Below are 24,923 nucleotides of genomic sequence, written 5' to 3' on the forward strand. Positions count from 1 at the left end.
GCGGTGCAGGCAGATACTTAGGAAATTTCCTTAGTATTGGCAACCTCTAAAAAAGCGCCGCTAGCGATTGGGAAGCTGGCAAAGCGGGGAGGGCGGTTTTAGGCTGTCTGAGGATTCGACTGTCAGTCAAGGGAAGCGCGTTTTGACGATCACCATGTACGGCATCACCACCTGCGACACGATCCGCAAGGCGCGCACCTGGCTGGAGGGCCATGCTGTGCCCTACCGCTTTCACGACTACCGGGCCGAGGGGATAGAGGCGGGCAGACTGGACGGGTGGGTCGGCAAGGTTGGCTGGGAAAAGCTGCTCAACAAGGGCAGCACCACATTTCGCGAACTGCCGGACAAGGACAAGCAAGGGCTCGACGAGAAGAAGGCCAGGAAGCTGATGCTGGCCAACCCGACGATGATCAAGCGCCCGGTGCTCGAGGTCGGGGATGAGATTTTGGTGGGGTTCAAGCCGGAGGCTTATGAAGGGGTGGTGAAGTAGCGTAGCCTTGCCTCGTCAGCCTATGGCGTAGCAAGGAGCGAAGCGACGCAGCGCAGACCCGAGGATGACGAACGCGTGGAGGGCGATCGCTAATTGTGAAGGCTTTCGCTTGCGGCGTATGCAGCGGTTCGCTGTCTCTCAACCCGTCCCGCGCAAATATCCCGCCAACGCCACCGCATTGTTATGCGCCTCGTCATGCGCGCCATAAAGCAGCGTCACCTTGGCCTTGCCGAGCAAGCCACGCAGTTTCGCCACCGCTTCTCTATTCCCATCCAGTTCGACCGAATACCGCACCTGAAACTCCGCCCATCGCGCCGGCTCATGTCCGAACCACCTCCGCAATTCATCGCTCGGCGCGATCTCCTTCAGCCACAGCGTCAGCGCGGCATCCTCCTTGCTGACGCCGCGCGGCCAGATGCGATCGACCAGCACCCGCTGCCCGTCATCGGGCGCGGGTGCTTCGTAAATTCGCTTGACCGTCAGGTCGAAGGCCATCCGCCCCCTTTACGCCCACTCGCCCTTGCGCATCACCGGCACGCGGCGGCCATCCTTATGCACGCCGTCTATGTCGATCTTGTCCGAGCCGATCATCCAGTCGATGTGGATAAAACTCTTGTTGCCGCCGCGCTGGGCGATTTCGTCCTGGCTGAGCGAGGCGCCGTCGACGAAGCATTTTGAATAGCACTGCCCGAGCGCGATGTGGCAGGCGGCGTTCTCGTCGAACAGCGTGTTGAAGAACAGCAGGCCGCTGGCCGAGATCGGCGAGGAATGCGGCACCAGCGCCACCTCGCCGAGCCGGCGCGAACCCTCGTCGGTGTCGAGCACTCTCTTCAGCACGTCCTCGCCCTTCGAAGCCTTGGCTTCGACGATCCTGCCCTCTTCGAAACGCACCGAGATATCGTCGATCAGCGTGCCTTGGTAGGACAGCGGCTTGGTCGAGGATACATGGCCGGAGACGCGCCGTGCATGCGGCGTGGTGAAGACCTCCTCGGTCGGGATGTTCGGATTGCAGGTGACGCCGTTCTTGGCAGTCGAGGCGCCGCCCATCCATTCATGGCCATCGGCCAGCCCGACGGTCAGGTCGGTGCCCGGGCCGCTGAAATGCAGATCATGGAAATTGTGCTCGTTCAGCCACTTTGTGCGGCCGCGCAGCGCTGCATTGTGCGCCGTCCAGTTTGCGATCGGGTCTTCCACATCGACCCGTGATGCCGAAAAGATCGCATCGGCGAGCTTCACCACCGCGACATCGTCGGCATCGCCGGGGAAGACCTGTTTTGCCCAGGCGAGATCCGGGTAGGCGACGATGTTCCAGTTGATGTCGAAGCCGGTGATCTTTTCCAGCGCCGGCTGGTAGGCCATCGAGTTCGCCTTGTTGGCGCGCGCCACTTTCGCCGGGTCCTGCGCCGACAACAGCGACGGGTCCTCGCCGCGCACGGCAAGCCGCGCCGCATTGTTGGAAAAGGCCTTCGCCATGCCTTCATACATCCAGCCGGCGGCGCGGTCGAAGCCGGCATCCGCGCCGTAGCGGAAGCGCGCCAGCGTGATCTCGTCATCGTTGAAGATCGGCGTTACCAGCCCGGCGCCCGCCTTGTAAGCGTGCTCGACGATGCGCCTGGTCAGCGGCAGTGCGGCGATCGACGAGGTCAGCACCAGATCCTGCCCCGGCTGCAATTGCAGCCCCACCTTGATGGCGACTTCCGCCAGCCTGTCGAGCTTCACCGGGTCGATGGTTGCGGAAACGCCGCGCGAATGTGTGGTCATGATCCTGCCTGCCTTGGTCCGGGAGTGAGAGTTCCAACATAGGCCGGCGCGGCTGTCCTTTCCAGCACCGTCGCGACGGACAGCCCTAGGCAGCGCTTTCCAGCGCGCTGAACTGCGCCACGGTCGCCGCGATCTCTTCGCGGATCCAGATCTTGAAATCGCGCACCTTGCGGCTTTCGGTCTTGGTGGCCGAGGTCACCAGCCAGTAGCCGAGGCCGCTCTGCGCCCGCACGCCGAAAGGCGCGACGAGGCGGCCGTCGGCCAGCGCATCGGCGGCCAGCAATTGCCAGCCGAGCATGACGCCGTGGCCGGCGATTGCCGATTCCAGGCACAGCATCGGGTCGGTGAAGCGCGCGCCCTTGCGGAAGCTGACCGGCTCGGCCCCGGCAGCCTTGAACCAGCTCTCCCAGTTGATCATCGCCCGCTCGTCGGTGATGGCGCAGGTCTGCGCCAGGTCTTCGATCGACTTCAGTTTCTTGGCGATCACCGGCGCGCAGACCGGAAAGACTTCCTGCGCCAACAAAAGTTCCGCCCGGCCGCCCGGCCATTTGCCGTCGCCAAGCCGGATGGCGATGTCGATGTCGGAACGTTCGAGATCGGCGAGGCGCACCGAGGCGTCGATGCGCAGCAGCACGTTGGGATGGCGGTCGAAATGCCGCGACAATCGCGGCAGCAGCCATTTCGAGGCGAAGGCCGGCGCCACCGAAACCACCAGCGTGCATTGGCTTGCCTCATCGGCCAGCGCCACCGCCTGCGCCAGCTCGCGAAAACCGGCGCCCAGCCGGGCGGAAAAAACCGTTCCGAATTCGGTCAGCACCAGCCCGCTTGCGGTGCGTTCGAACAGCGCCTGTCCGAGCTGCTTTTCAGTGCGGTTGATCTGCTGGCTGACGGCGCTGACCGAGACGTTGAGTTCGCCGGCCGCCGCCGCGAGCGAGCCGAGGCGGGCGACGGTTTCGACGGCGCGCAGGCCGTTGAGATGGACGCGGTTCAGCATAGCCATTTCAGTTTTTCTAAACCGGCGCGGCTGAAATCTCAATTGAAAGACAGCCCGACAAGGCAGATTTTAGTGGGACAGTCAGACCGAGGAGGCGAGGATGACGATCGTATCATTGTTCAAGATCTTAGCCGCTGCCGGCCTCCGGCCGGACCGCTATGATGGGATGCACGGCGGCGATGTCATCGACTGGGTTACCGACCCATTGTCGCATCCGGTGCTGGACACCATGTCGGAACGCGAACTCGGAGATATCCCGTTCCGGCTGACGGCGCGCCGCACCGCCTACGAGACCGGGGCGGTCGGCTGCGGCTGAGATGCGGGGGCGTTAGTCGCGCCCGCTGGCCCAACACAAAGCGGATTGTTTCATCGGTCGCCAATTCTATGGTGCGCTGCAATGAACGCCGCTCCATCACCCTTGCGCCAAGCTCTCGCTGGCATGATCGCCATGGCCGTTGCCATGGGCATTGGCCGTTTCGTCTACACGCCGATCCTGCCCGGAATGATGGAAGAACTGCATCTGTCGCCGGCCGATGCCGGCTGGATCGCGTCGGCCAATTATCTCGGCTACCTCGTCGGCGCGCTTGCGGCGGCAGGCGGCTGGGCGCATGGGCGCGAGCGCCTGCTGATGTTTGGCGGCCTTGCCGCCAGTGCTGCGCTCGCCGCCCTGATGGGGCTGAGCGAGACGATGACCGCCTTTGTCGTCCTCCGCTTCCTTGCCGGTCTCGCCAGCGCCTTCGTCATGGTGTTCATGGCCTCGATCGTCTTCGGTCACCTGGCAGCCGCCAACAGAAGCGACCTGCAGGCGCTGCATTTCGGCGGCGTCGGCCTCGGCATCGCGGCATCCTCAGCGCTGATGGCGGTTCTGGTCACCGAACATGCCGGCTGGGCTTCGGGCTGGCTGTGGTCGGCAGCGATTTCCGCCGGCGGCCTTGCGATGGTCGCCTTGCTCGCCGGCAGCACCGCACCTGGCCGCGGCGTGGCCGACCGCGAACCGGCACTGCCGAGGGACCGGTCGTTGGCAAAAGTCATCGTTGCCTACGGCCTGTTCGGCTTCGGCTATGTGGTGACGGCGACCTTCCTGGTCGCCATCGTGCGCCAGGGCGGCGGCGGCCGCGTCTTCGAGGCAAGCGTCTGGATGGTCACCGGCCTTGCCGGCTTTCCCTCGGTCTGGCTGTGGCAGAAGGTAGCGGCACGGATCGGGCTTTATACCGCCTATGCCGTGGGCTGCCTGGTCGAGGTGGTCGGCGTCACCGCCAGCGTCGCCATCGGCGGCACCGCCGGGCCGCTGCTGGCGGGCGTCCTGCTCGGCGGCACCTTCATCGCCATCACCGCGCTCGGCCTGCAGACGGCAAGGCAGCTCGTGCCGGAGGCGCCGCGCCGGATTTTTGCGCTGATGACCGCTTCCTTCGGCATCGGCCAGATCGTCGGCCCGATCGTCGCCGGACTGCTGGCGCAAGCCTCGGGCAACTTCTTCCTGGCCTCGATCGTCGCTGCTGGCGTATTGCTGGTATCTGCTGGGATCACCTGGTCGGCCGCGCCAAAATCGCCATGATTGTGGTCTTGCTCGATGCCGGGCATCGGGTACGGGCATTTGCTTTCCACCTAATGTGTGACTTTATGCCCGCTGAACCCCGCTGATTTGCGCACCGACCGAGGATTTCACCACAGTGTTCGTATCCTTCTTCCCGCAGCCGAAGCTGTTTTTCACCTCGGCCGCCGTCTGGAGCCTTTTGCTCATCATAATTTGGTTTTTCGGCGGCCAAGAGCTGGGTACCCTGATTGGGCTTGCTCCGGTGGCAGCCGACACGCCCGTTGGCGTTGAAGTCTTTTGGTCTGACCCGTTCGTCTGGTTCTACCTATACTACGGCACGGGCGTAGCGCTTTTCGCTGGCTTTTGGAGGTGGTATTCACCCCATCCTTGGCAGAACTGGTCGATCCTTGGGTCCGCGCTCATTCTCTTCGTGATCTATTTCCAGGTTCAAGTGGATGTAGCCTTTAACGCTTGGTACGGACCGTTCTACGATCTCATACAGCGGGCGCTCGGCAAGGCGTATTCGACAACGCCGTGGGATTTCTACAGCCAACTGCTGACCATCTCCTGGGTCGCTGGATTGGCCGTTGCCGTGGGTGTCCTTAACCTATTTTTTGTGAGCCATTGGATCTTCCGCTGGCGCACGGCGATGAATGAATACTACATGTTCTATTGGGACAGGCTTCGCACTATCGAAGGAGCGTCGCAGCGTGTCCAGGACGACACCATGCGCTTTTCCACGACGATGGAAGCACTCGGTGTGAATTTGGTCCGCTCGGTAATGACGCTGATCGCATTCTTGCCCGTTCTCCTCGTTCTGTCGAAAAATGTAACTGAATTGCCAATCGTCGGAGAGGTCCCTTACTCCCTAGTGGTGGTAGCGATTGTTTGGTCGATTTTTGGGACTACTTTCTTGGCGCTCGTCGGCATCAAGTTGCCAGGCCTCGAATTCCGTAACCAGCGCGTCGAGGCTGCCTATCGAAAAGAACTTGTTTATGGTGAAGATGATCCGAATCGTGCTCGGCCGCCCACTGTCGCCGAACTATTTAACAACGTGCGGCGAAATTACTTTAGGCTTTACTTCCACTACATGTATTTCAATGTGGCTCGCATATTCTATCTTCAGATAGATAATATATTCCCTTATATAGTATTGGTCCCAACGATGGTGGCCGCCAAAATCAGTTTGGGTCTATTGAACCGAATTCTCGATGCCTTCGGGCAAGTGCGCTCCTCGTTCCAATATCTCGTCAATGCGTGGACAACGATTGTCGAGCTTCTGTCCATTTACAAGCGCCTGCGTGCCTTCGAGGCAATTATCCACGGCGAGCCGCTTCCCGATATCGATCGTCGTTTCCTCGCGCGCCAGGCAAAGGAACCCGACCCGGCTTGATCCTATCTGCATAGACGGTTGGCGGCTCAGCCGCCCACCGCCGCCTGCCTCTCGCTACCACGTTGCCGCTGCACATAATCGCGAAAACTGATGCACTCGACATCTGATTTGACGCAGTTTTCGCCGGCAAAGCGCTCCAGCGCGTCCCAGTAGGCGCCGTTGTTCATCGGCGTGAAGTGGAAGCTGAGCACCAGCGGGATGCGCTTGCCCTGATATTGCCTGTCGAAGGCGGCGCGGAACGCCTGGTACGTCCGCTCGGTGAAGTCTGCCGCCTGGCTTGGCCGCTCGAAGCCGCCGGAATGCCTGACATAGAGATTGTAGTCCATGGCGATCACCAGCCTACCATCAGGGCCTTCCGGGATCTGCGGCAGCGAAAAGCGGGTCAAGCCGCCGCCGGTCGGCGGCTCGACCGGGCCTTTCGAAACGCCGCTGGCATCATAGTGGTAGCCGGCTTCAGGCAGGGCCTCATAGAGCCCTTTGCTGGTCGAGAGGTACGGCGCGCGAAAGCCGACAACGGCATGGGCAATATCGCTCCATCCCTTGGGCTCGGGTTCAATACCGTTGATCGCATAGGCGTTTTCCAGAATGCGCTCGAACGAGGCGAATTCCTTCAGCCAGTCGGCCTTGCTCCAGTCCTTGCCGTCGAAATGGCCGCAGCCATGGCTGGCGATGTCGTGGCCTTCCGAAGCGGCGAGCCCGATCTGATCGAGCCGATCGGCGACGTCCTGCTTCGAAGCGGCAAAGCCGATGTTGGATTTGCCCGCGGACTTGGCCGGAGCTGTGTAGTCGGCCCGCGTCTGCGGCGACAGCAGGAAGACGCAGGACAAAAAGTAGGTGAAATGCGCGCCGGTGCGCTTGGCCAGCGCCCGGCTGCGCTGCCATTGCGAGATCTCCCGGGCGCTGTCGAATGAGATGATGACGATTTGCTTCGGCTTTGCCGGGGCAGGCGGCGCCGGCGGGTCGGCGAAAGCCGCACCAGCCATGGCAAGCACGGCTGAGGAAAACGCAACAACGCGGGACAAACGTGGCATCGGCAATCTGGGCTTGATCTGGAGGCAGTCCAAGCCGGCTATCGGCAAAATGTGGCGTGGGTGCGATCAACGTCGGCAGCTATGCGCCCGGCGATTAGCCGATTTTCCTGCCGAGCCCCTTCCATGCCCGCGAAATTTCGCTAAAACGCGGGCTCAAGAAGCGCCCCTGTTAGGGCAGCAATGGTTTTGATTGATGTCCGACGACAGTTTTATCCGCGAAGTCAACGACGAGATCCGTCGCGAGCAGGCGCAGGCGCTATGGGACCGCTTTGGTCCGGCGATCCTTGGCCTCGCCATCCTGGTGGTGCTTGGCACCGCCGCCTTCGTCGGCTACCGCTATTGGGACGAGACGCGCGCCAACCGCTCCGGCGATGCCTTCTCGCAGGCGCTGAAGCTTGCCAATGACGGCAAGAGCGACGAGGCGCTGACCGCCCTCGAACAGCTGGAAAAGGACGGCTACGGCGCCTATCCGCTGCTCGCCCGCATGCGCGCGGCGACCGTCAAGGCCGACAAGGGCGACTTTGCCGCCGCCGTCGCCGATTTCGATGGCGTCGCCGCCGACAACGCCATTCCCCAGGGCATTCGCGACATGGCGCGCCTGCGGGCCGCCCTGCTGCTCGTCGATCACGGCTCCTTCGCCGACGTCTCCAGCCGCGTCGAGGCGCTGACCGCCGACAACAACACGCTGCGCCACACAGCGCGCGAAGCGCTCGGCCTTGCCGCCTGGAAGGAAGGCAAGACCCAGGATGCGCTGAAACTGTTCGACCAGATCGCCGCCGATGACGGCGCCCCGCGCAACGCGCGCCAGCGGGCGACGCTGATGTCGGAATTGATCCGCGGCTCGGGCGCGTCATGATACGCATCGCCCAAAGCCTGCCCTCGGGCCTGACCCAAGGGCGCGCTGCGGTTTGGGCGATGATATGGATAGCCGGATGAGCTTCAAAGTCGCCATTATCGGCCGGCCCAATGTCGGCAAATCGACGCTTTTCAACCGATTGGTGGGACGGAAGCTGGCGCTTGTCGACGACACGCCGGGCGTCACCCGCGACCGTCGCGTCCACGCGGCCAAACTCTACGATCTGCATTTCGATGTCATCGACACCGCCGGTTTCGAAGACGCCGCCGCCTCGACGTTGCCCGGCCGCATGCGCGCGCAGACCGAGATCGCGATCCGCGAAGCCGACCTGATCTTCTTCACCATCGACGCCAAATCAGGCCTTTTGCCCGACGACCGCACCTTTGCCGAGATCGTGCGCAAATCCGGCAAGCCGGTCGTGCTGGTCGCCAACAAGGCCGAGGCCAAGGGCGCCCAGGGCGGCATGCTGGAGGCCTGGGAACTCGGCCTCGGCGAGCCGATCCCGGTCTCGGCCGAGCACGGCCAGGGCATGCCCGATCTGCGCGACGCGGTGATCGAGGCGCTGGGCAAAGACCGCGCCTTCGGCGAGGAAGAAGACGAGGCCGAGGACGTCGCCGCCAGCGAGGTGCTGATCGGCGAGGACATCACCGATCCCGACGCCGAACCTGCCTATGACGACACCAAGCCGATGCGCATCGCCGTCGTCGGCCGTCCCAATGCCGGCAAGTCGACGCTGATCAACGCGCTGATCGGCGAGGAGCGGCTTTTGACCGGCCCGGAAGCCGGCATCACCCGCGATTCCATCTCGGTCGACTGGGACTGGCATGGCCGTCGCCTAAAACTGTTCGACACTGCCGGCATGCGCCGCAAGGCCAGGATCCACGAAAAGCTGGAAGTGATGTCGGTGCAGGACGGTCTGCGCGCCATCCGCTTTGCCGAGATCGTCATCATCGTGCTCGACGCCACCATCCCATTCGAGAAGCAGGACCTCCAGATCGCCGACCTGATCATCCGCGAGGGCAGGGCGCCGGTCATCGCCTTCAACAAATGGGACCTGATCGACAATCCGCAGGAACTGCTGGCCGAATTGCGCGAAAAGTCCACACGGCTTTTGCCGCAAGTGCGCGGCATCCAGGCGGTGACGGTTTCGGCCGAGACCGGGCGCAGCCTCGACAAGCTGATGGATGCCGTCATCAAGACGCACAAGGTGTGGAACAGCCGCGTTTCCACCGGCAAGCTCAACCGCTGGCTGGAAAGCATTCTTGCGCATCATCCGCCGCCCGCCGTCGCCGGACGCCGGCTCAAGGTCAAATACGTCACCCAGGCCAAGACCCGGCCGCCGGGTTTCGTCGTCCAGTGCTCGCGGCCCGACGCGATGCCGCAATCCTATGTCCGCTACCTCTCCAACAGCCTGCGCGAAGCCTTCGACATGCCCGGCGTGCCGATCAGGATAGCGCTGCGGACTTCGGACAACCCGTTCGCGGGGAGAGCGAACAAGCGCAAGTGAGCGGTGACGGTTGCGAAATTCTCCGCAAGATTGGCGGGGCAGCACCCCCCTCTGCCCTGCCGGGCATCCCCCTCAAGGGGGGAGATCAGCAGCCGCTGCGGCCGTTCTCACCTTGCAAGATCAAAAATTGGCGAAAGCGTTGATGACAGCAATCTCCCCCCTTGAGGGCCCTTGAGGGGGAGATGTCCGGCAGGACAGAGGGGGGTGTGACGGAACGCGACACCGGGTGATCACCGCGTCTAAGCGACCTCTCTCAACCGCTCGTCCTGCGGCAGCGCCGCCACCGCCGCCTGCCACAAAATATCCGCCAGCCGCGTCGCCACCGGGTCCAGTTCGGCGTCTTTCTGGTGCATCACCAGCGCCATGGTTGGCAGCGCGGGTAAGCCCAACGTTTGCGGTGCCATCGTCCTGACATTGGCCGGCAGGCCGATATCCGTGCGGATGGTCAGGCCGAGGCCGGCGGCGACCGCCGCCCAGATGCCGCCAAGGCTGGGGCTGGAGAAGGCCATCCGCCATGGCAGGCCGGCGCGGTCGAGCGTTTCCGTCGTCACTGTGCGCAGCAGGCATGGCGCTTCCAGCGCCACCAGCGGCAGTGCCTCGCCCTCGCGTAGCCTGGTCTCGATCAGCTTTGCCGGCCCGATCCAGCGCAATTGCGCGTCGCCGACATGCCGGCTGTAAGGCAGCGCCTGGCCGCTGTCCCAGGCCAGCGCAATGTCGAGATTGCCTGATGTGATCCGCTCGGCGAGTTCATAGCTGCGCCCGATCCGCGCCTCGATCTTGACCTTGGGGTGCGCGCGGGCGAAGCGTCCGAGCACCTCCGGCAGCACCGCCTCGCCGAAATCCTCCTGCAAGCCGAGCCTGACCCAGCCTTCCAGTTCCACGTCGTGGATGGCCGAGGCCGCCTCGTCGTTCAACTCGAGCAGCCGCCTGGCATAGCCGAGCATGGTTTCGCCGGCTTCGGTCAACGCCAGTCCGCGGCCCGACTTGCGGAAGATCGGCGTCGCCGCCTGGTCCTCCAACTTCTTCAGTTGCGCGCTCACCGCCGAGGTCGAGCGGCCAAGCCGGTCGGCGGCCTTGGCGAAGCTGCCGAGTTCCATGCCGGTGACGAAGCTTCGGAGGACATCGAGGTCGAAGGTTACGCGGCGCATCACAACGATCCTGTTTTTCGGGAACAATTGTCAAAAACTTCCCGATATTCGGGATGAAGTTATGGCGGTAAAGACGAGGCGTCAAGGTCCCGAAAGGGCATCAACAGGAGTCCCGCCATGTCGATCGCCGACGCAAATTGTGAGCCAGGCCGGGTTGGCCGAGCCGCCGCCGTCACGTCGAAGGCTGAACGATTTCGCGCCAATCATCGCTGGAAGGTGCTTGGCATCGGCGTTGCCGCCAATGCCAGTTTCTCCGCCACCTTCGCCGGCATACCGGCGGCGGCGGTGTTTCTGCGGTCGGGCTATCACTTGAGCAATGGCAATCTCGGCCTGGTCCTCGGTCTTCTCGGACTGGGCGTTGCCTTGAGCGAACTGCCCTGGGGTCTGCTCACCGACCGCTGGGGCGATCGCGGCGTGCTATTGACCGGCCTTGGTGCGACCGCGGCGTGGCTCGCCCTGATGGCGTTGTTCATCGTGCCCTCAGTGACCTATGTGCCTGGCGTCGCAATGCTGGCCGCATGCCTTCTGGTCACCGGCCTGCTCGGCGGCAGCGTCAACGGTTCCAGCGGCCGCGCCATCATGGCCTGGTTCCACGAAGGCGAACGTGGCTTTGCCATGAGCATCAGGCAGACCGCGGTGCCGCTCGGCGGCGGGCTCGGCGCGCTGGTCCTGCCGTCGCTGGCATCGGTGCACGGTTTCGCGGCGGTCTTCGGGCTGCTGGCCGCCATGAACGCCGTCTCTGCGCTGTTTGCCTGGCGATGGCTGCACCAGCCGCCGGAACTGGACAATGCCGGCAGCATGGCCGTGGCAAAGTCGGGCGGTCCGGCGCCGCTGCGCAATGTCGAGGTCTGGCGCATCGCCACCGCCATCGGCCTGCTCTGCTTTCCGCAAGTGGCGGTGCTCACCTTCGCCTCCGTCTTCCTGCACGATTTCGCCGGCATGGCCACGCTCACGATCAGCGCCAGCCTTGCCGCGGTGCAGACCGGCGCGATGGTGATGCGCGTCTGGAGCGGCCGCTTCACCGACCGCCATGGCAACCGCCGCTGGTTCCTGCGCCTCTGCAGCATGACGAGCGCGCTTGGCTTCGCGGCCGTCGGCCTGCTGGTCCTGGCGGCAGGAGCCACGCCAGACGCCCATGCCGCGTTGATCCCGGCGATCGACGTGCTGCTGGTCGTTGCCGGCATTTCGGTCTCCGCCTGGCATGGCGTCGCCTACACCGAACTCGCCACGCTTGCCGGCGCCAGCCGCGCCGGAACCGCGCTCGGTCTTGCCAACAGCTTCGTCTTCATCGCCTTCTTCGTGGTGCCGACCGCCATTCCGGCTTTGCTGCTCATCTGGTCGTGGCCTGGCGTCTGGCTGGTGGGCGCGCTCTGCGCCATGATTGCATGGCCAATTTTCCTGCGGCCGAACTGACGGGTTGCCGGTCGGCAAACGGCGTCCCATTTCGGGCCGCTTCGGAAAAACACGATCAACCGCGTTAACCCCGCATCAAGGTTAATGCTTCACTTTGGCTCTCCAGTGGCTCAGTGGCGTTTCTGGAGAGTTCCCCGTGCATCGACGTGTCCTGAAGCGGCTGGCCGCCGCCGCCGGTGAGAAAAAACGTTCCTTCGTATCGCCATTGGTCATCGGGCTCGGCATCTGGATCGGCTTTCCAACTGTCGTCGCCTACCAGGACATGGGCAGCTTGATTTCCGGCCTCGAAGCTTCGGGCACCCGCTGGAACTCTTATGTCGAGCGCTCCGTCGCCGGCTCGGTTCATGCCGCCGAAATGCCTTTCATCGATTCCGTCACCACCGGTTCGCTCTCGGGCTCGGGCGTGCGCCTGCCCGGCGTCGGCAAGGTCTCGTTTCGCGGCAAGGGCAATGTCGCCGGCATCACGCCCGACGAGGACCGCATCATGCGCGCCGACAAGAAGGGCCGCATCATCCAGGTCTCGCCGGTGGCGCCGCCGAAGAACTTCAATGCCGGCTCAATCTTTCAGCGCACGTCCTCGCTGCTGCGGCCGAGCATGGACAGCGGCCTGAAGCTCGCCTTCGCCAAGCCCGGCATCAAGGGCAAGGAAATCCAGATCGCCCAGGCCTTCCATACCAATGTGGACAAGAAGCCCGATCCCGGCGTGCCGGCCATGCTTGCCGCGTTGGTCAACAATGACAGACCGGACGTGCTGGCCACCGCCTATGCCCAGGCCGAACCCGATTACGCCAAGGCCTCACCCTTCGAAGCGCTGCTGCAGGACGAGGAGCCGAGCAGCGGGCGCTTCATTCCGCCGATGGCCAAGGGTGACCACTCGTGGATCCAGAACCCGCTGCCGGCCAGCGTCTTCTCCACGAAGGAGCAGGCCTGCCTCGCCAACGGCATCTATTTCGAGGCGCGCGGCGAATCCGTGCGCGGCCAGGCCGCCGTCGCGCAGGTCATTCTCAACCGCGTCCGCAATCCGGCCTATCCGAACTCGATTTGCGGCGTCGTCTACCAGAACGACAACTGGCTGAACCGCTGCCAGTTCTCCTTCGCCTGCGACGGCCGCAAGAAGCGCATCGAGAGCCCCGCCCATTACAAGACCGCGCAGGACGTCGCGATGGCGGTCACCGCCGGCAAGATATTCATTCCCGAAGTCGGCTCATCGACCCACTACTACGCCAACTACGTCCATCCGGGCTGGGCGCGCACGATGCAGAAGATGACCAAGATCGGCCTGCATATCTTCTACCGCACCTATGGCGGCGGCTGGAGCTGAGCCCTTCGGCTTGCCTGTCGCAAACGAACCGCAAAGGCCCTGGAAGCCGAAATCGGACAACGGTCGCCGGACGGATTCGGGGCATGTGCCGACCCGATAGTGCCGGGCACGATGTCGCACCTCGCCAAGTGATTGATTCCAATAGAAAAAATACATGGCTTTGAAGTCCCGCCCGTGGCTTGACGGGCGCAAACCCTCTAACTATGTTGCCGGCGACTTTAGAAGCGGACGGACGGTGACGGTCTGACCGGGCAGGGGGGTTACGATGGCCGACAAGAACGGGCCAGACGGAACCGGAGAAACCGGCCGCGGCAGCAAGCACGAGGCCGACATCCGCGACGAAGATCTCGAACGCCGCCGGCGTGAGCTTGGAGCATCGCTTGCGACAAGACGGCCGGATCAGCTCGAGGGGAATGACGGCGCGAAGGCGACGGCCGGATATGGCCAGGCGCTCAAGCTGTCCAGCGAGTTCATCGCCGGGATAGTGGTGGGTGTGGGCCTTGGCTGGTTTCTGGATCGCGTGGCGGGAACCTCGCCATGGGGTCTGGTCGTCGGCTTGTTGCTGGGCTTTGGCGCCGGCGTGCTCAATGTCCTGCGTTCGTCAGGTGTTGTGGCGGAATTCGGAAAAAGCGAGAAGTCGCACGATCCGAAAGAATGAAATGGCGCGCCGCCAATGGCGCACAAGGACACTTAAGGCCGCTCGCGGTTTTGACGGGGATGTAAATGGCTGCTGACAAGGTCGATCCGATCCACCAGTTCCATATCGTCAAGCTGATTCCGATCAATATCGGCGGCTATGACCTGTCCTTCACCAATTCGGCTCTGTTCATGGTCGCGACCGTGCTCGTCGCATCGGCGTTTCTGTACCTCTCGACCTCCAGCCGCAGCCTTGTTCCCGGGCGCCTGCAGTCGGTTTCGGAAATGGGCTATGAGTTCGTCTCCAACATGCTGCGCGACGCCGCCGGAACGCAGGGCATGAAGTTCTTCCCCTTCGTGTTCTCGCTGTTCATGTTCGTGCTGGTCGCCAACCTGCTTGGCCTTTTCCCTTACTTCTTCACCGTCACCAGCCACATCATCGTCACCTTCGGCCTCGCAGCCCTGGTGATCGGAACCGTCGTTGTCTACGGCTTCACGAAGCACGGTCTGGGCTTCCTCAAGCTCTTCGTGCCGCACGGCGTTCCGGTGTTCCTGTTACCGCTGGTGGTGCTGATCGAGGTGATCTCCTTCGTGTCGCGCCCGGTCAGCCTCTCGGTTCGTCTGTTCGCCAACATGCTGGCCGGCCACATCACCCTGAAGGTGTTTTCGGGCTTCGTCGTCAGCCTGAGCGCGCTCGGCGCCGTCGGCGTTGCCGGTTCGGTGTTGCCGCTGGCCATGGCAGTCGCGCTGACCGCGCTGGAATTGCTGGTCGCTTTCCTGCAGGCCTACGTCTTTGCGGTGCTGACCTGCATGTATCTGAACGACGCCCTGCATCCCGGGCACTGACCTTAGAATTTCCGGCATCTTTCGCCGGATGGAATTGCAACGGAATTACAGATCCAAAGGAGTTCAAAATGGACGCAGAAGCAGCAAAGTACATCGGCGCCGGTATCGCTTGCCTGGGCATGGGCGGCGCGGGCATTGGCCTCGGCAACATCTTCGGCAGCTACCTGGCGGGCGCCCTGCGCAATCCGTCGGCCGCCGATGGCCAGTTCGGCCGCCTGATTTTCGGCTTCGCCGTGACCGAAGCTCTGGGCATTTTCTCGCTTCTCATCGCGCTTCTCGCCCTGTTCGGCTGAGCCCCTGTTCGGCCAATTATCGGTCGGACGAGCATTGGGAAGAATTGGCTGGCCGCATTCCTGCGGCCATGCCTGATATGAGGGGATAGTCCATGTTCGTGACATCTGCGTTTGCGCAAGAGTCCGCACCCGCCGCTGAAGGCGCCCACACCGGTACGGAAGGCGACACGCATTCCGGCACCGGCGTGCCTGCCGAGGCGCACGGCACGTTCCCGCCATTCGATCCGGCGACGTTTCCGTCCCAGCTTCTGTGGCTGGCGATCACGTTCGGGCTGTTCTATTTGTTCCTGAAGAAGGTGGTGATGCCGCGCCTTGGCGGCATCATCGACGTCCGCAGCGATCGCATCACGCAGGACCTCGACCAGGCCGCCAAGCTGAAGGGCGAGGCCGACGCCGCCGTTGCCGCTTACGAGCAGGAACTGGCGGAAGCCAAGGCCAAGGCCAACGCGATCGGCCAGCAGGCCAACGACGCTGCCAAGGCTGAAGCCGAGGCTGCCCGCAAGAAGGTCGAGGCCGCCCTCGACAAGAAGCTCGGCGAGGCCGAGGCCAGCATTGCTTCCATCAAGGCCAACGCCATGAAGGAAGTCGGCATGATTGCCGAGGACACCGCTTCAGCCATCGTCGATGCGCTTGTCGGCGGCAAGACGAGCAAGGCCGAGATCTCGGCTGCGGTCAAATCCGTGGCCCGGTGAGGAGCACATCATGGACGCCACATCTCTCGCAACGCTTTGGGCAACGGTTGCCCTCGTCATTTTCCTCGGCGTTGCCGTTTACATCAAGGTGCCAGGCCTGATCGCCAAGTCGCTCGACGCCCGTGCGACCAAGATCAGCGACGAGCTTGCGGAAGCCCGCCGGTTGCGCGAAGAGGCCCAGCAACTGCTCGGCCAATACCAGAAGAAGCGCAAGGAAGCCGAGCAGGAGGCCGCAGCCATCGTCGCTGCCGCCAAGCGCGAGGCCGACATGCTTGCCGCCGAGGCGCACAAGAAGACCGAAGACTATGTCACCCGTCGCACTGCGCTTGCCGAGCAGAAGATCGGCCAGGCCGAGCGCGAAGCCGTCGCCGAAGTGCGCGCCAGCGCCGTCGACATCGCCGTCGAGGCGGCCCGCACGCTGCTTGCCGGCAAGATCGACGCCAAGGCCGGCGCCGACCTGTTCAAGTCCGCGCTGCAGGACGTGAAGGCCAGGCTGAACTAAGCGGGGTTAACTCGCTGACATCAAGCCGCCCGGGCAACCCGGCGGCTTTTTTGTTGAGCGGCGACGGAGATTGGCGAAGGCGGTGGTGCGCCTGATCTCCCCCTCGAGGGCCCTCGAGGGGGGATGTCGCCAAAGGCGACAGAGGGGGTCCGTTCGACCAGGCGCGACGCTCTTTCTGCGACCAAGAAGGGCTAGCACTTCACGCGCGCGACCCCCTCTGGCCTGCCGGCCATCTCCCCCTCAAGGGGGGAGATTAGCTGTCCAACCCGACAAACCCTTCTTCTTCCACCACCTCAACCCCACCCAGCCTGAACGGCGCGAATGATGCCCGGTGCAGCCTTGCCACCGGCCCATGCGCTTCGATCGCGGTGCGGTGCCGCACGGTGGCGTAGCCCATATGGACCTCGAACCCGTAGCGCTCGTGATGGCTGCCGCAGCCGCACATCATGCGGTCGCGCATCACCTTGGCGACGATCGAGGCGGCGGCGATCGATTGCGAGCGCTGGTCGCCCTTGATCAGCGCGCGGCCTTCGCAGAGGAGGCCCGGCGGCACATCGCGGCCATCGGCCAGCGCCAGCTTCGCCTGGATCGGCAGGCCGGCAAGGGCGCGGCGCATGGCTTCCAGGCTGGCCTTGAGGATGTTGCTGCCGTCAATGCCTTCGGCGCTGACCGAGGCCATCGACACGCCGAGCGCTGACCCCAGGATTTTCAGGAACAGCGCCTCGCGCTGCAAATGGTTGAGCCGTTTGGAATCGTCGAGCCCGTCGGGAATGTTGGCGGGATCGAGGATCACGGCCGCCGCCACCACCGGCCCGGCCAGCGGACCGCGGCCGGCCTCGTCCATGCCTGCCACCGGCCACAGGCCTTCCGCCATCGCCTTCGTCTCGAAGGAGAAGTCGGGCTTTTCGACGATTTCGAAAAGAAGCGGAGAATCGGAACGTGCGCGAGCCATGTTGCGGCGAGGTTCGCATCGGCTCCGATTCTCCGCAAGTCCCTCCAAGGTCGAGTGGGGCAAGACCGGGAGGGCACCGTCTGCAGGCCGGGGGACAGGCCGGACGGGATTCTTGGGTCGCCTGACAGCCACGAGGGCAGGGCAGGCGCTACTCTCAGAGCAGCATCAGCTGCTCGGTCGCCTTGGCGGCGGCGACAAACTGGTCGGTTCGGAGCGTGCGCCGCTCGGCGTTGAGGCCGAGCCGCTTGGCCGTGATCTCGAAGCGCCGGCCGATCTGCCAGGCATAGGGGCCGGCGCCTTTCATCCGCTTGCCCCATTCCGAATCATAGTCCTTGCCGTCGCGCATCGAACGGATCAGCGACATCACGTGCCGATAGCGGTCGGGATAATGGCGCAGCAGCCAGTCCTTGAAGATCGGCGCCACCTCGAGCGGCAGGCGCAGGATGACATAGCCGGCCTCGCGGGCGCCTGCGGCGCGTGCCGAATCGAGGATGCGCTCCATCTCCTGGTCGGTCAGGCCGGGAATGATCGGCGCCACCATGACAGAGGCCGGAATGCCGGCATCGGAAAGCTGCCGGATCGCCTCAAGCCGCTTGGTCGGCGTCGACGCGCGTGGCTCCATGGTGCGCGCCAGCATGCGGTCCATCGTTGTCACCGACAGCGCCACCTTGGCCAAGCCCCGTTCGGCCATGCGCGACAAGATGTCGATGTCGCGCGTCACCAGATGGGATTTGGTGACGATGCCGACCGGATGGCCGCGCGCCTCCAGCACTTCGAGGATCTCGCGCATAATCCGGTATTGTTTCTCGATCGGCTGGTAGGGATCGGTGTTGGTGCCGATCGCGATGGTGCGCGGCTGATAGCCATCCTTCGACAGTTCCTTGTCGAGCAGCCGCGCCGCATCCGGCTTGGCAAACAGCTTCGCTTCGAAATCCAGCCCCGGCGACAGGCCCATGAAGGAATGCGTCGGCCGGGCGAAACAATAGACGCAGCCATGCTCGCAGCCGCGATAGGGGTTGATCGAGCGGTCGAAGGAAATGTCGGGCGATTCGTTGCGGGTGATGATGGTGCGCGGCTTCTCGACCTGCACTTCGGTCTTGAACGGCGGCAATTCCTCCAGCGAATTCCAGCCGTCGTCGAACACATCCCGGCTGACCGGCTCGAACCGGCCGGACGGGTTGATGCCCGCGGAACGGCCGCGGTTGCGATCCGGACGGACGCGCATGCCGCTCTGTTCGATCATCGCATTGGCCATCTCGGCTCGCCCTGCTCCGAAAGCAGCAATGTCCGCACGCACGATATGTTCCATTTTGGCCCTTTCCCAAGGACTGTCGGCTGGCTGTCGAATCGCTCTGTTCATGAAAATAATCCTATTTCGCTGATGAGAACAAAGCAAGAACTTTTTCGTTGGGCCATGCAAAACTGGCGCTGCGCCGGGCTTTCCGCTATTCGGCTAAAAATGCTCAGCGTTCTCATCGAAACCCGGGATGACGAAGAAGGCCTTGCCCGCACGCTCGCCTCGTTGATCGGCGGCGCGGTCGAGGGCGTGGTGCGCGATGTCATCGTCTGCGACACCGGCTCGACCGACCAGACGCATCGGGTTGCCGATCATGCCGGCTGCCACTTCGTGGCCGGCGGCATTGCCGCGGGAATCAGGCAGGCGAAGGGTGACTGGCTGCTGTTTCTGGAACCCGGCGCAAGGCTGGCGGAGGGCTGGATCGACGACGTTGTCGCTCACACGGCGCGGCAAACCATGCCGGCGCGCTTTTCCCGTGCGCGCGGCAGCCGCACGCCGTTCCTGTCACGGGTGTTTTCGGGCAACCGGGCGCTGGCCGAAGGGCTGGTCATCAGCAAGCGCCAGGCCGCTGCCCTGTCGAAGAACGCGCACAGCGCCGAAGCCCTTGCGCGCGGTCTCGCCACCAGGCGGCTCGACGCCGAAATCTGGCTGGCGCCGAAGAAGTGATCTTTCTCCCTTTTCCCGTTCCCAGGGAGAAGGGTGCCCGAAGGGCGGATGAGGGGCAGCGTCGGCGTCTCATCCGCATTGGCACGGTCGCAGCACCATCCCTCTTTTTCGCCGCAAAAAGCTATTGTGCATTGCACAAAAGCTGACGCGGGATTAGCATTCCGTTGATGCGGGATATCGGGGTTTGGGTAGTGCCGGAGCGGTAAGCAAGCGCCGCGTCGTCGTTGCTGCCGTTCATATCTGAGGACCCCGATGAACCTTTCGTCCCCTGACAAATCCGGCGCCCCCAGTCTGGAAGCCATTGCCCGCAACGGCAGCCAGCTCCGCCGCATTGCGGTGCGTATCCCGACCTATCTGTCCGACCTGCGCGAAAATCCCGCATGGCTGCCGATGTTCGTGCTTGCCCGCACCATGCCGGCGCGCAAACTGCACTGGCTTGGCGCCAAAGCCGCGCGCCCCGCGCAGAGTGCCGGAGCGACGATGTTCAGGGGCGTCGACCTCAAGTCGATCGTCGCGGCGCTGCGCGCCGATGGCCTGTTCTCCGGACTGGTCCTTCCGCAGGCAATCCACGAAGAGATCGCCAGCTTTGCTCAGAGCACGCCGTGCTTCGGCAATTTCGACCGCCGGCTCGAATTCATGCCCGGAGAACACGCAGAAGCCGAGAAGCGGTTCGGCCGCTCTTTGCTCAGCGGCCACTATTTCGAGCGCATCCTCAGCTGCAAGGCAGCACTCGCCATCCAAAACGATCCGCTGCTGCTCGACATCGCCCAGCACTATCTGGGCGGGCAGGCAAAGCTGATCACCACGCGTGTCTGGTGGAGCTTTCCGACCGGCGAGGCTTCCGACGCCGACAAGAACCTTGCCTCGCTCGGCAAATATCATTTCGATCTCGACGACTGGCGGATGCTGAAATTCTTCTTCTATCTCAAGCCCTGCGATGCCGGCACCGGCCCGCATGTCTATGTCAAAGGCAGCCACAACAGGCGCAGCCTCAAGCACCAGTTGACGCTGCTGGTCGGCCATCCGGCGCAAGACGTGCTCAAGGTCTATGGCGACGACAGCCCGGTCACGCTGACCGGCGAGGCCGGCCTCGGCTTCGTCGAGGACCCGTTCGGCTTCCACATGGGCACCGTGCCGTCCACCACGCCACGGCTGATGATGGAGGTCGGCTTCGGCGTCTCGCCGCCCTCGCGCCGCCGCTTCCACGGCGAACCGGTCATCCGCTGAGGCCGGAGCGGATCTCGACCGGCATCCAGCGCGCTTGCCGCCGGGCAATGCGACCCTCTTTGTTCTCGGCATCATAGTCCATTGGGACCGGCTCGCGGTTGAACCGCGGCCGGTCATCCAGCGCATTGACGATGACGATCGCTCTCGGTTCGCCGTCGGTGGTCACAGCAGCGACATAGACGCCGCGGTCCCGGCAGATGAGATAATCGGCGGTGCGCAATCCGAACCGGTATCGGTGCAGCCGCGCCTCGTCCTCGACCGAGACGATCAATCGGCCCTGCGGATCGGCGGCGGCGCGTGAGCCATGCCGGACGCAGAAGGCGCACTGGCAGGCGCGGATCTCCATCTCGGCCGGCTCCATTCCCGTTTCGAACGTCAGGTGGATGTTGCCGCAATGGCAGCCGCCGCGGTGCGCGCTCATTGGATCTCTTCCGTCTTGACTTGGCGACAGACTATCCGCCCGACGACCCGGAGGAAATGACCTCTCGAAAGCGCAGCCGCCATTCTGCCTGACAAAGGCAGCACTTGGCCGGCACTTTGCCTTGGTTTACGAGGCGGCCTTGCCGCGCCGCAAATGCTCGTCCAGGCGCGGCATGATCTCGACGAAGTTGCAGGGCATGTGGCGGTAGTCGAGCTGCGGTTTCAGGATGCCGTCCCAGGCGTCCCTGCAGGCGCCGGGCGAGCCCGGCAGCACGAAGACGAAGGTCGCGTTGACGACGCCGCCCGTCGCCCGACTCTGCACTGTCGAGGTGCCGATCTTGTCGTAGGAAATGCGGTGGAACACTTCGGAAAAGCCATCCATGCGCTTCTCGAAGATCGGCTCCAGCGCCTCCGGCGTCACGTCGCGGCCGGTAAAACCGGTGCCGCCGGTGGTGATGACGACATCGATGTCTTCGTCGCGCGACCAGCCCAGCACCTTGTCGCGGATTTTCTCCCGGTCGTCGGTGACGATGTCGCGCGCGGCCAGGACATGGCCGGCCTCGGCGATGCGATCAGCCAGCGTCTGGCCGGATTTGTCGTCGGCAAGGCTGCGCGTATCGGACACCGTCAGCACCGCGATGCGCACCGGAATGAACGGCCGGCTCTCGTCAATTTTGGCCATCGGCCCCCTCCGAAGCGATGCTTCGTGTCGCGGCGACAAACCACTCCGGTTCGCGGCTGCGAATCTCGGCGGCGGCGCGCTTGGCGACATTGCCGGTCTCGAACAGCCCGAAGCATGTCGCGCCGGATCCCGACATGCGCGAGAATCCAGATCCGGCCCTGTTCAGCAGGGAAAGCGCTCTGCCGATGGGCGGCTGTATTGCTTGCGCCGGTTCCTCAAGATCGTTGCGGGTGATCTCCAGCCAATTGCGGACGCCGTGGAAATCGAAACCGCGCGGCAGCGGCGGCAGTCCTTCATTGTCGCGTTTTTCAAGTGCATTGAACACATCGGGCGTCGAGACGGCGACGCCGGGATTGACCAGCACCAAAGCGAGCGCCGGAAAATCCGGCACCAGCGACAGCTCGTCGCCGACGCCACGCGCAACCAGCGGTTTTGCCGCAAGACACATCGGCACGTCGGCGCCGAGCGTGAGACCGATCCGGCTCAGTTCGGCCTCGCCGATGTCGAGCCCCCAGGTCCGGACAAGACCCTGCAATACCGCCGCCGCGTCGCTCGAGCCGCCGCCGACCCCGGATGCGACCGGCAGGTTCTTTTCCAGCCGGATGGCAACCGGCGGCGTGCTCTGCTGGCCGGCCTGCCTGCGCAGCGCCTCGCGCGCCTTCACCACCAGATTGCTGTCGTCGATCGGCACGGAAGTCGCGTAACGGCCCGATACGGAGAACCGGTCGGCGTCGGCAGGCTCGATCTCGACCCTGTCGCCGAAGCGGGTGAAAACGACCAGGCTCTCGAGCAGATGGTAGCCGTCGGCGCGCTTGCCGGTGACGTGCAGCGCCAGATTTATCTTGGCGGGCGCAAGCCACGTCCGGGCTGCGGCATCCAAACTGTCGGCTGCTGACGGGATGATGATCAGTCCTTGGCCAGGCGGTATTCGCCGGTCTTGGGATCCTGGACCAGCGTGCCGTTGGTGCCGTTGGCTGCCTGCTTTTCGGTGCGCCGCACCTTGGCGGTCACACGTTCGGCCTCGCGGACGAAGGTGCGGTAGCCGAAATAAGCGGCTGCGCCGACAACTGCGAAGAAAATGATCTGTGGCATTTCAAAGCTCCTCCCTCGCAAGGCGGCAAGGCAGACTGTCAAGCCCTCATGCTAGACGCTTTCCCTGCTTTTTCAAAGCCCGAAGCGCGCCCACAATGCGCGCTCTTCCGCCGCATCGATCACGCCGCTTGCGGCGGCGGCGGCAATATCGGGCGCCGAAACGTTCGAGCCGAACAGGCCGATGCGGCCAAACAGGCCACGCGGCGCGGTGACCAGCCTGAGCTGGGTTTTCGCGCCGAAGCGGGTTTTCAGTACCGTGCGCATGTCGCTCAACGCATCGACGAGGCCAAGCTCCAGCCCTTTCTTGCCGGTCCAGAACAGGCCGGTGAACAGGTCCGGATCGTCCTTCAGCTTGGTGCCACGGCGTTCCCTGACCAGGTCGATGAAGGTCTCGTGCACTTCCAGCTGCAGCGCCTTCAGGCGCTCGACGTCTTCCCTCTTCTCCGGCTTGAACGGGTCGAGCACCGCCTTGTTCTGGCCGGCGGTGTGGACACGGCGCTCGACACCGATCTTCTTCATCAGTTCGGGAAAGCCGAACGAGGCCGAGACGACACCAATCGAACCGACGATGGAGGACGGATCGGCAAAGATCTCGTCGCCGGCGACCGCGATCATGTAGCCGCCCGAGGCCGCCACATCCTCGACGAAGACCAGCACCTTCTTGTTCTTCTCGACCGCGAGGTCACGGATGCGCTTGAAGATCAGCCGCGACTGCACCGGCGAGCCGCCAGGCGAATTGATCGAAATGGCGACGGCGGGCGCATCGAACAGGAACGCCTTTTCGATGAGGGCGGCGGTGGACGCCAAGGACAGGCTCGGCCGGAACGGGCCGCCGCCGGCCATGATGGTGCCATGCAGCCTGATGACGGGAATGGTGACGACGCTGGATCGCCAGGATTTCGGCAGCAGGCGGTTGAAAAGGCGTTTCACGAGGTGGCTGTCTCCAAATGGCTTCAACGCATGTAGGGATTTGCGGGTCAACGGCAATGCTGCAATCCATCTCAGCCAACTGTGTGCCGGTTTTGCGGCAACGACACTGACGGGCCCAAAATCAATCGCCAAACAGCGACGCCAGTCCGTTGTTGATCATCTCGGTTCGTTCCGACGGGCCGTCGCCCGTTTGCCCATGCAGCATCAAAGGCGGGCGGATCGACAGCTTGCCGCGCGCGCCGAGCGCTGCCCTAACGACAATGCGGATTGCGGCTGCTTCCGGGCGCGGATGCACGGCCAGCATCTCGGCGTCGCCGAAGCGGCCCGACAGCGCATGGAGGAGGTCGCCAAGCTGTTCCGGCCGCGCAATGACGGCCAGGCCGCCGCGCGGCTTGGCGACGGCAGCCGCACTTCGGATCCAGCTCTCGAACAGCCCGTCGTCCATGACATGCGCTTGCCGCCGCAGCGGATCTGGCGTGGCGCGGTCCTGCGCCGCGTTGAAGGGCGGGTTCATGATGACGAAATCGAAGGAATTGTCGGCAAGGCCGGCTTGCGTCCGCGCCCGGCCCGACAGCGTGACGTCGGCGGTCAGCACCGAGGCGCGATTGCCGAGATGCGCATTGCCGGGATGGGCGAGCGTGGTTGTGGCGAAGCCTGCCATCTCGGTCGACCGTTCGACGAGCACGACCTGCGCCTCTGGGCAGCGCGACAGCACGGCAAGACCCGCCGCACCGGCGCCGGCGCCGAAATCGGCGAGGCGTCCAGCAAAGCCGGATGGAACTGCTGCCGCCAGCATCATGGCATCCATCCCGGCGCGATGCCCTGTCCTGGGCTGGACCAGCCAGAAGCGGCCGCGATGGAAGGCATCGACCGTATGGGCCGGCGTATCGCTGGTAAGCGCGCTCGCTTCAGCCATTATGTCTGGCGGATTTCGTTCTCGATGCCGGCGTTTTTCAAGATGCGCCGCGCCTGATCGGCCTGGTCGGCATCGACCATGACGCGCTTCTGCAAAAGACCGATCGACCCTTCGAGAATGCTCATGTTCTGGTCGGCGACGAAGCAGGCAATCCCGGCATCGCGCATCAGCGATTCGACGAAGGAGATGATCACGGCATCGTTGGTGCGCACGAGTTCTATCATCGGACGAAGTTCGCAGGTTGCAGCGTTGATGTAAACGCTGGAGCATGGCGCCGAAAAGTGTGGAGCGGTTTTCGGGCAACGGCATGCGGTCGCTAAGGTT

29 protein-coding genes are annotated in these 24,923 nt (G+C 63.8%); 15 read left to right on the plus strand and 14 right to left on the minus strand.

Going from position 1 to position 24,923, the window contains the following annotated elements:
- The first annotated feature begins 142 nt into the window (after positions 1 to 142).
- The gene (locus NKI37_RS15465) at positions 143 to 490 is read left to right on the plus strand and encodes an ArsC family reductase (protein ID WP_023709906.1); all 348 of its coding nucleotides are present in this window, start codon (positions 143 to 145) and stop codon (positions 488 to 490) included.
- Positions 491 to 628: 138 nt separating this feature from the next.
- Here the strand turns inward: NKI37_RS15465 and NKI37_RS15470 are convergent, their stop codons facing one another.
- From NKI37_RS15470 to NKI37_RS15480, 3 genes are all read right to left on the minus strand, one after another.
- On the minus strand, positions 629 to 985 hold the full coding sequence (locus NKI37_RS15470) for a DUF488 domain-containing protein (RefSeq protein ID WP_023668498.1): 357 nt from the start codon (positions 983 to 985) through the stop codon (positions 629 to 631).
- Between the two features lie 9 nt (positions 986 to 994).
- Positions 995 to 2,251 (minus strand): aminopeptidase, encoded by a 1,257-nt coding sequence (locus NKI37_RS15475; protein ID WP_023804337.1) that lies wholly within the window; start codon positions 2,249 to 2,251, stop codon positions 995 to 997.
- Between the two features lie 85 nt (positions 2,252 to 2,336).
- On the minus strand, positions 2,337 to 3,251 hold the full coding sequence (locus NKI37_RS15480) for a LysR substrate-binding domain-containing protein (RefSeq protein ID WP_023687096.1): 915 nt from the start codon (positions 3,249 to 3,251) through the stop codon (positions 2,337 to 2,339).
- Between the two features lie 94 nt (positions 3,252 to 3,345).
- Between NKI37_RS15480 and NKI37_RS15485 the strand changes: the two genes are divergently transcribed.
- The 3 genes from NKI37_RS15485 to sbmA all read left to right on the plus strand — a co-directional run bounded on the left by NKI37_RS15485 (position 3,346) and on the right by sbmA (position 6,172).
- Positions 3,346 to 3,561 (plus strand): hypothetical protein, encoded by a 216-nt coding sequence (locus tag NKI37_RS15485; RefSeq protein ID WP_023668495.1) that lies wholly within the window; start codon positions 3,346 to 3,348, stop codon positions 3,559 to 3,561.
- Positions 3,562 to 3,642: 81 nt separating this feature from the next.
- Positions 3,643 to 4,800 carry a YbfB/YjiJ family MFS transporter gene (locus NKI37_RS15490; RefSeq protein ID WP_023738455.1) on the plus strand — a complete coding sequence of 386 codons (1,158 nt, stop codon included), beginning with the start codon at positions 3,643 to 3,645 and terminating at the stop codon, positions 4,798 to 4,800.
- Positions 4,801 to 4,915: 115 nt separating this feature from the next.
- Complete coding sequence (gene sbmA / locus NKI37_RS15495; protein WP_023668493.1) at positions 4,916 to 6,172, plus strand: peptide antibiotic transporter SbmA; 1,257 nt, start codon at positions 4,916 to 4,918, stop codon at positions 6,170 to 6,172.
- Positions 6,173 to 6,198: 26 nt separating this feature from the next.
- Here sbmA and NKI37_RS15500 read toward each other — a convergent pair whose 3' ends face one another.
- On the minus strand, positions 6,199 to 7,203 hold the full coding sequence (locus NKI37_RS15500) for a polysaccharide deacetylase family protein (RefSeq protein WP_352790445.1): 1,005 nt from the start codon (positions 7,201 to 7,203) through the stop codon (positions 6,199 to 6,201).
- A 193-nt stretch (positions 7,204 to 7,396) separates the two neighbouring features.
- On the opposite strand from NKI37_RS15500, the gene NKI37_RS15505 reads away from it, so the two are divergent.
- A complete protein-coding gene (locus NKI37_RS15505) occupies positions 7,397 to 8,059 on the plus strand; it encodes a tetratricopeptide repeat protein (RefSeq protein WP_023729304.1) in 663 nt (220 codons plus the stop codon).
- A 76-nt stretch (positions 8,060 to 8,135) separates the two neighbouring features.
- Entirely contained in the window at positions 8,136 to 9,566 is a 1,431-nt protein-coding gene (gene der / locus NKI37_RS15510; protein ID WP_352790447.1) for a ribosome biogenesis GTPase Der, read from the plus strand.
- A gap of 239 nt (positions 9,567 to 9,805) precedes the next feature.
- On the opposite strand, the gene NKI37_RS15515 is transcribed toward der, so the two are convergent.
- Positions 9,806 to 10,714, minus strand: a complete 909-nt coding sequence (locus NKI37_RS15515; RefSeq protein ID WP_023738457.1) for a LysR substrate-binding domain-containing protein — start codon at positions 10,712 to 10,714, stop codon at positions 9,806 to 9,808.
- Positions 10,715 to 10,831: 117 nt separating this feature from the next.
- On the opposite strand from NKI37_RS15515, the gene NKI37_RS15520 reads away from it, so the two are divergent.
- The 7 genes from NKI37_RS15520 to NKI37_RS15550 all read left to right on the plus strand — a co-directional run bounded on the left by NKI37_RS15520 (position 10,832) and on the right by NKI37_RS15550 (position 16,417).
- A complete protein-coding gene (locus NKI37_RS15520) occupies positions 10,832 to 12,127 on the plus strand; it encodes an MFS transporter (RefSeq protein WP_023745507.1) in 1,296 nt (431 codons plus the stop codon).
- A gap of 136 nt (positions 12,128 to 12,263) precedes the next feature.
- Complete coding sequence (locus NKI37_RS15525; RefSeq protein WP_023668487.1) at positions 12,264 to 13,448, plus strand: cell wall hydrolase; 1,185 nt, start codon at positions 12,264 to 12,266, stop codon at positions 13,446 to 13,448.
- 265 nt (positions 13,449 to 13,713) lie between these two features.
- On the plus strand, positions 13,714 to 14,106 hold the full coding sequence (locus tag NKI37_RS15530) for an AtpZ/AtpI family protein (protein ID WP_023668486.1): 393 nt from the start codon (positions 13,714 to 13,716) through the stop codon (positions 14,104 to 14,106).
- 65 nt (positions 14,107 to 14,171) lie between these two features.
- Complete coding sequence (locus NKI37_RS15535) at positions 14,172 to 14,930, plus strand: F0F1 ATP synthase subunit A (RefSeq protein WP_023745505.1); 759 nt, start codon at positions 14,172 to 14,174, stop codon at positions 14,928 to 14,930.
- Between the two features lie 68 nt (positions 14,931 to 14,998).
- Positions 14,999 to 15,223, plus strand: a complete 225-nt coding sequence (locus tag NKI37_RS15540; RefSeq protein WP_006206606.1) for a F0F1 ATP synthase subunit C — start codon at positions 14,999 to 15,001, stop codon at positions 15,221 to 15,223.
- Positions 15,224 to 15,315: 92 nt separating this feature from the next.
- Positions 15,316 to 15,915: a F0F1 ATP synthase subunit B gene (locus tag NKI37_RS15545; protein ID WP_352512927.1), complete on the plus strand. Its 600-nt coding sequence runs from the start codon at positions 15,316 to 15,318 to the stop codon at positions 15,913 to 15,915.
- A 10-nt stretch (positions 15,916 to 15,925) separates the two neighbouring features.
- Complete coding sequence (locus tag NKI37_RS15550) at positions 15,926 to 16,417, plus strand: F0F1 ATP synthase subunit B (RefSeq protein ID WP_023668483.1); 492 nt, start codon at positions 15,926 to 15,928, stop codon at positions 16,415 to 16,417.
- Positions 16,418 to 16,670: 253 nt separating this feature from the next.
- On the opposite strand, the gene rnhB is transcribed toward NKI37_RS15550, so the two are convergent.
- Together rnhB and NKI37_RS15560 are read right to left on the minus strand one after the other, a co-directional pair.
- A complete protein-coding gene (rnhB, locus tag NKI37_RS15555) occupies positions 16,671 to 17,369 on the minus strand; it encodes a ribonuclease HII (protein ID WP_023726390.1) in 699 nt (232 codons plus the stop codon).
- A 154-nt stretch (positions 17,370 to 17,523) separates the two neighbouring features.
- Positions 17,524 to 18,678 (minus strand): PA0069 family radical SAM protein, encoded by a 1,155-nt coding sequence (locus NKI37_RS15560; protein WP_023754078.1) that lies wholly within the window; start codon positions 18,676 to 18,678, stop codon positions 17,524 to 17,526.
- Between the two features lie 150 nt (positions 18,679 to 18,828).
- On the opposite strand from NKI37_RS15560, the gene NKI37_RS15565 reads away from it, so the two are divergent.
- Positions 18,829 to 19,332 (plus strand): glycosyltransferase, encoded by a 504-nt coding sequence (locus tag NKI37_RS15565; RefSeq protein WP_023684377.1) that lies wholly within the window; start codon positions 18,829 to 18,831, stop codon positions 19,330 to 19,332.
- Between the two features lie 252 nt (positions 19,333 to 19,584).
- Positions 19,585 to 20,559 carry a hypothetical protein gene (locus tag NKI37_RS15570; RefSeq protein ID WP_023745502.1) on the plus strand — a complete coding sequence of 325 codons (975 nt, stop codon included), beginning with the start codon at positions 19,585 to 19,587 and terminating at the stop codon, positions 20,557 to 20,559.
- Here the strand turns inward: NKI37_RS15570 and NKI37_RS15575 are convergent.
- From NKI37_RS15575 to NKI37_RS15605, 7 genes are all read right to left on the minus strand, one after another.
- Positions 20,549 to 20,980 carry a GFA family protein gene (locus tag NKI37_RS15575; protein WP_352791166.1) on the minus strand — a complete coding sequence of 144 codons (432 nt, stop codon included), beginning with the start codon at positions 20,978 to 20,980 and terminating at the stop codon, positions 20,549 to 20,551. The two genes, NKI37_RS15570 and NKI37_RS15575, sit on opposite strands and share 11 nt — an antisense overlap.
- A gap of 126 nt (positions 20,981 to 21,106) precedes the next feature.
- The gene (gene moaB, locus NKI37_RS15580) at positions 21,107 to 21,661 is read right to left on the minus strand and encodes a molybdenum cofactor biosynthesis protein B (RefSeq protein WP_023692108.1); all 555 of its coding nucleotides are present in this window, start codon (positions 21,659 to 21,661) and stop codon (positions 21,107 to 21,109) included.
- Positions 21,648 to 22,541 carry a 4-(cytidine 5'-diphospho)-2-C-methyl-D-erythritol kinase gene (locus tag NKI37_RS15585; RefSeq protein ID WP_352791164.1) on the minus strand — a complete coding sequence of 298 codons (894 nt, stop codon included), beginning with the start codon at positions 22,539 to 22,541 and terminating at the stop codon, positions 21,648 to 21,650. Before NKI37_RS15585 ends, moaB begins: the two co-directional genes overlap by 14 nt.
- Positions 22,542 to 22,567: 26 nt before the next feature.
- Positions 22,568 to 22,753 carry a membrane protein gene (locus NKI37_RS15590; RefSeq protein ID WP_023668475.1) on the minus strand — a complete coding sequence of 62 codons (186 nt, stop codon included), beginning with the start codon at positions 22,751 to 22,753 and terminating at the stop codon, positions 22,568 to 22,570.
- A gap of 72 nt (positions 22,754 to 22,825) precedes the next feature.
- Entirely contained in the window at positions 22,826 to 23,683 is an 858-nt protein-coding gene (locus tag NKI37_RS15595; RefSeq protein WP_023834487.1) for a S49 family peptidase, read from the minus strand.
- Between the two features lie 121 nt (positions 23,684 to 23,804).
- The gene (locus NKI37_RS15600; protein ID WP_023702056.1) at positions 23,805 to 24,599 is read right to left on the minus strand and encodes a tRNA1(Val) (adenine(37)-N6)-methyltransferase; all 795 of its coding nucleotides are present in this window, start codon (positions 24,597 to 24,599) and stop codon (positions 23,805 to 23,807) included.
- The gene (locus NKI37_RS15605; protein ID WP_352791162.1) at positions 24,599 to 24,823 is read right to left on the minus strand and encodes a putative signal transducing protein; all 225 of its coding nucleotides are present in this window, start codon (positions 24,821 to 24,823) and stop codon (positions 24,599 to 24,601) included. The genes NKI37_RS15600 and NKI37_RS15605 overlap by 1 nt, the downstream gene beginning before the upstream one ends.
- Positions 24,824 to 24,923: the final 100 nt, after the last annotated feature.

Source organism: Mesorhizobium sp. M0626 (genome assembly GCF_040320665.1).
Taxonomy (GTDB): Bacteria; Pseudomonadota; Alphaproteobacteria; order Rhizobiales; family Rhizobiaceae; genus Mesorhizobium.

What these genes read in the sequence shown, in the direction of transcription:
- NKI37_RS15575 (WP_352791166.1), bottom strand. Translation starts at nt 20,980, where the DNA reads ATGAGCGCGCACCGCGGCGGCTGCCATTGCGGCAACATCCACCTGACG.
- NKI37_RS15590 (WP_023668475.1), bottom strand. Translation starts at nt 22,753, where the DNA reads ATGCCACAGATCATTTTCTTCGCAGTTGTCGGCGCAGCCGCTTATTTC.
- NKI37_RS15505 (WP_023729304.1), top strand. Translation starts at nt 7,397, where the DNA reads ATGTCCGACGACAGTTTTATCCGCGAAGTCAACGACGAGATCCGTCGC.
- NKI37_RS15480 (WP_023687096.1), bottom strand. Translation starts at nt 3,251, where the DNA reads ATGGCTATGCTGAACCGCGTCCATCTCAACGGCCTGCGCGCCGTCGAA.
- NKI37_RS15600 (WP_023702056.1), bottom strand. Translation starts at nt 24,599, where the DNA reads ATGGCTGAAGCGAGCGCGCTTACCAGCGATACGCCGGCCCATACGGTC.
- NKI37_RS15535 (WP_023745505.1), top strand. Translation starts at nt 14,172, where the DNA reads ATGGCTGCTGACAAGGTCGATCCGATCCACCAGTTCCATATCGTCAAG.
- NKI37_RS15605 (WP_352791162.1), bottom strand. Translation starts at nt 24,823, where the DNA reads ATGATAGAACTCGTGCGCACCAACGATGCCGTGATCATCTCCTTCGTC.
- moaB (WP_023692108.1), bottom strand. Translation starts at nt 21,661, where the DNA reads ATGGCCAAAATTGACGAGAGCCGGCCGTTCATTCCGGTGCGCATCGCG.
- NKI37_RS15565 (WP_023684377.1), top strand. Translation starts at nt 18,829, where the DNA reads ATGCTCAGCGTTCTCATCGAAACCCGGGATGACGAAGAAGGCCTTGCC.
- NKI37_RS15570 (WP_023745502.1), top strand. Translation starts at nt 19,585, where the DNA reads ATGAACCTTTCGTCCCCTGACAAATCCGGCGCCCCCAGTCTGGAAGCC.
- NKI37_RS15540 (WP_006206606.1), top strand. Translation starts at nt 14,999, where the DNA reads ATGGACGCAGAAGCAGCAAAGTACATCGGCGCCGGTATCGCTTGCCTG.
- NKI37_RS15515 (WP_023738457.1), bottom strand. Translation starts at nt 10,714, where the DNA reads ATGCGCCGCGTAACCTTCGACCTCGATGTCCTCCGAAGCTTCGTCACC.
- NKI37_RS15560 (WP_023754078.1), bottom strand. Translation starts at nt 18,678, where the DNA reads ATGGAACATATCGTGCGTGCGGACATTGCTGCTTTCGGAGCAGGGCGA.
- NKI37_RS15475 (WP_023804337.1), bottom strand. Translation starts at nt 2,251, where the DNA reads ATGACCACACATTCGCGCGGCGTTTCCGCAACCATCGACCCGGTGAAG.
- NKI37_RS15530 (WP_023668486.1), top strand. Translation starts at nt 13,714, where the DNA reads ATGGCCGACAAGAACGGGCCAGACGGAACCGGAGAAACCGGCCGCGGC.
- NKI37_RS15470 (WP_023668498.1), bottom strand. Translation starts at nt 985, where the DNA reads ATGGCCTTCGACCTGACGGTCAAGCGAATTTACGAAGCACCCGCGCCC.
- NKI37_RS15520 (WP_023745507.1), top strand. Translation starts at nt 10,832, where the DNA reads ATGTCGATCGCCGACGCAAATTGTGAGCCAGGCCGGGTTGGCCGAGCC.
- NKI37_RS15550 (WP_023668483.1), top strand. Translation starts at nt 15,926, where the DNA reads ATGGACGCCACATCTCTCGCAACGCTTTGGGCAACGGTTGCCCTCGTC.
- NKI37_RS15485 (WP_023668495.1), top strand. Translation starts at nt 3,346, where the DNA reads ATGACGATCGTATCATTGTTCAAGATCTTAGCCGCTGCCGGCCTCCGG.
- NKI37_RS15545 (WP_352512927.1), top strand. Translation starts at nt 15,316, where the DNA reads ATGTTCGTGACATCTGCGTTTGCGCAAGAGTCCGCACCCGCCGCTGAA.
- der (WP_352790447.1), top strand. Translation starts at nt 8,136, where the DNA reads ATGAGCTTCAAAGTCGCCATTATCGGCCGGCCCAATGTCGGCAAATCG.
- NKI37_RS15500 (WP_352790445.1), bottom strand. Translation starts at nt 7,203, where the DNA reads ATGCCACGTTTGTCCCGCGTTGTTGCGTTTTCCTCAGCCGTGCTTGCC.
- rnhB (WP_023726390.1), bottom strand. Translation starts at nt 17,369, where the DNA reads ATGGCTCGCGCACGTTCCGATTCTCCGCTTCTTTTCGAAATCGTCGAA.
- NKI37_RS15490 (WP_023738455.1), top strand. Translation starts at nt 3,643, where the DNA reads ATGAACGCCGCTCCATCACCCTTGCGCCAAGCTCTCGCTGGCATGATC.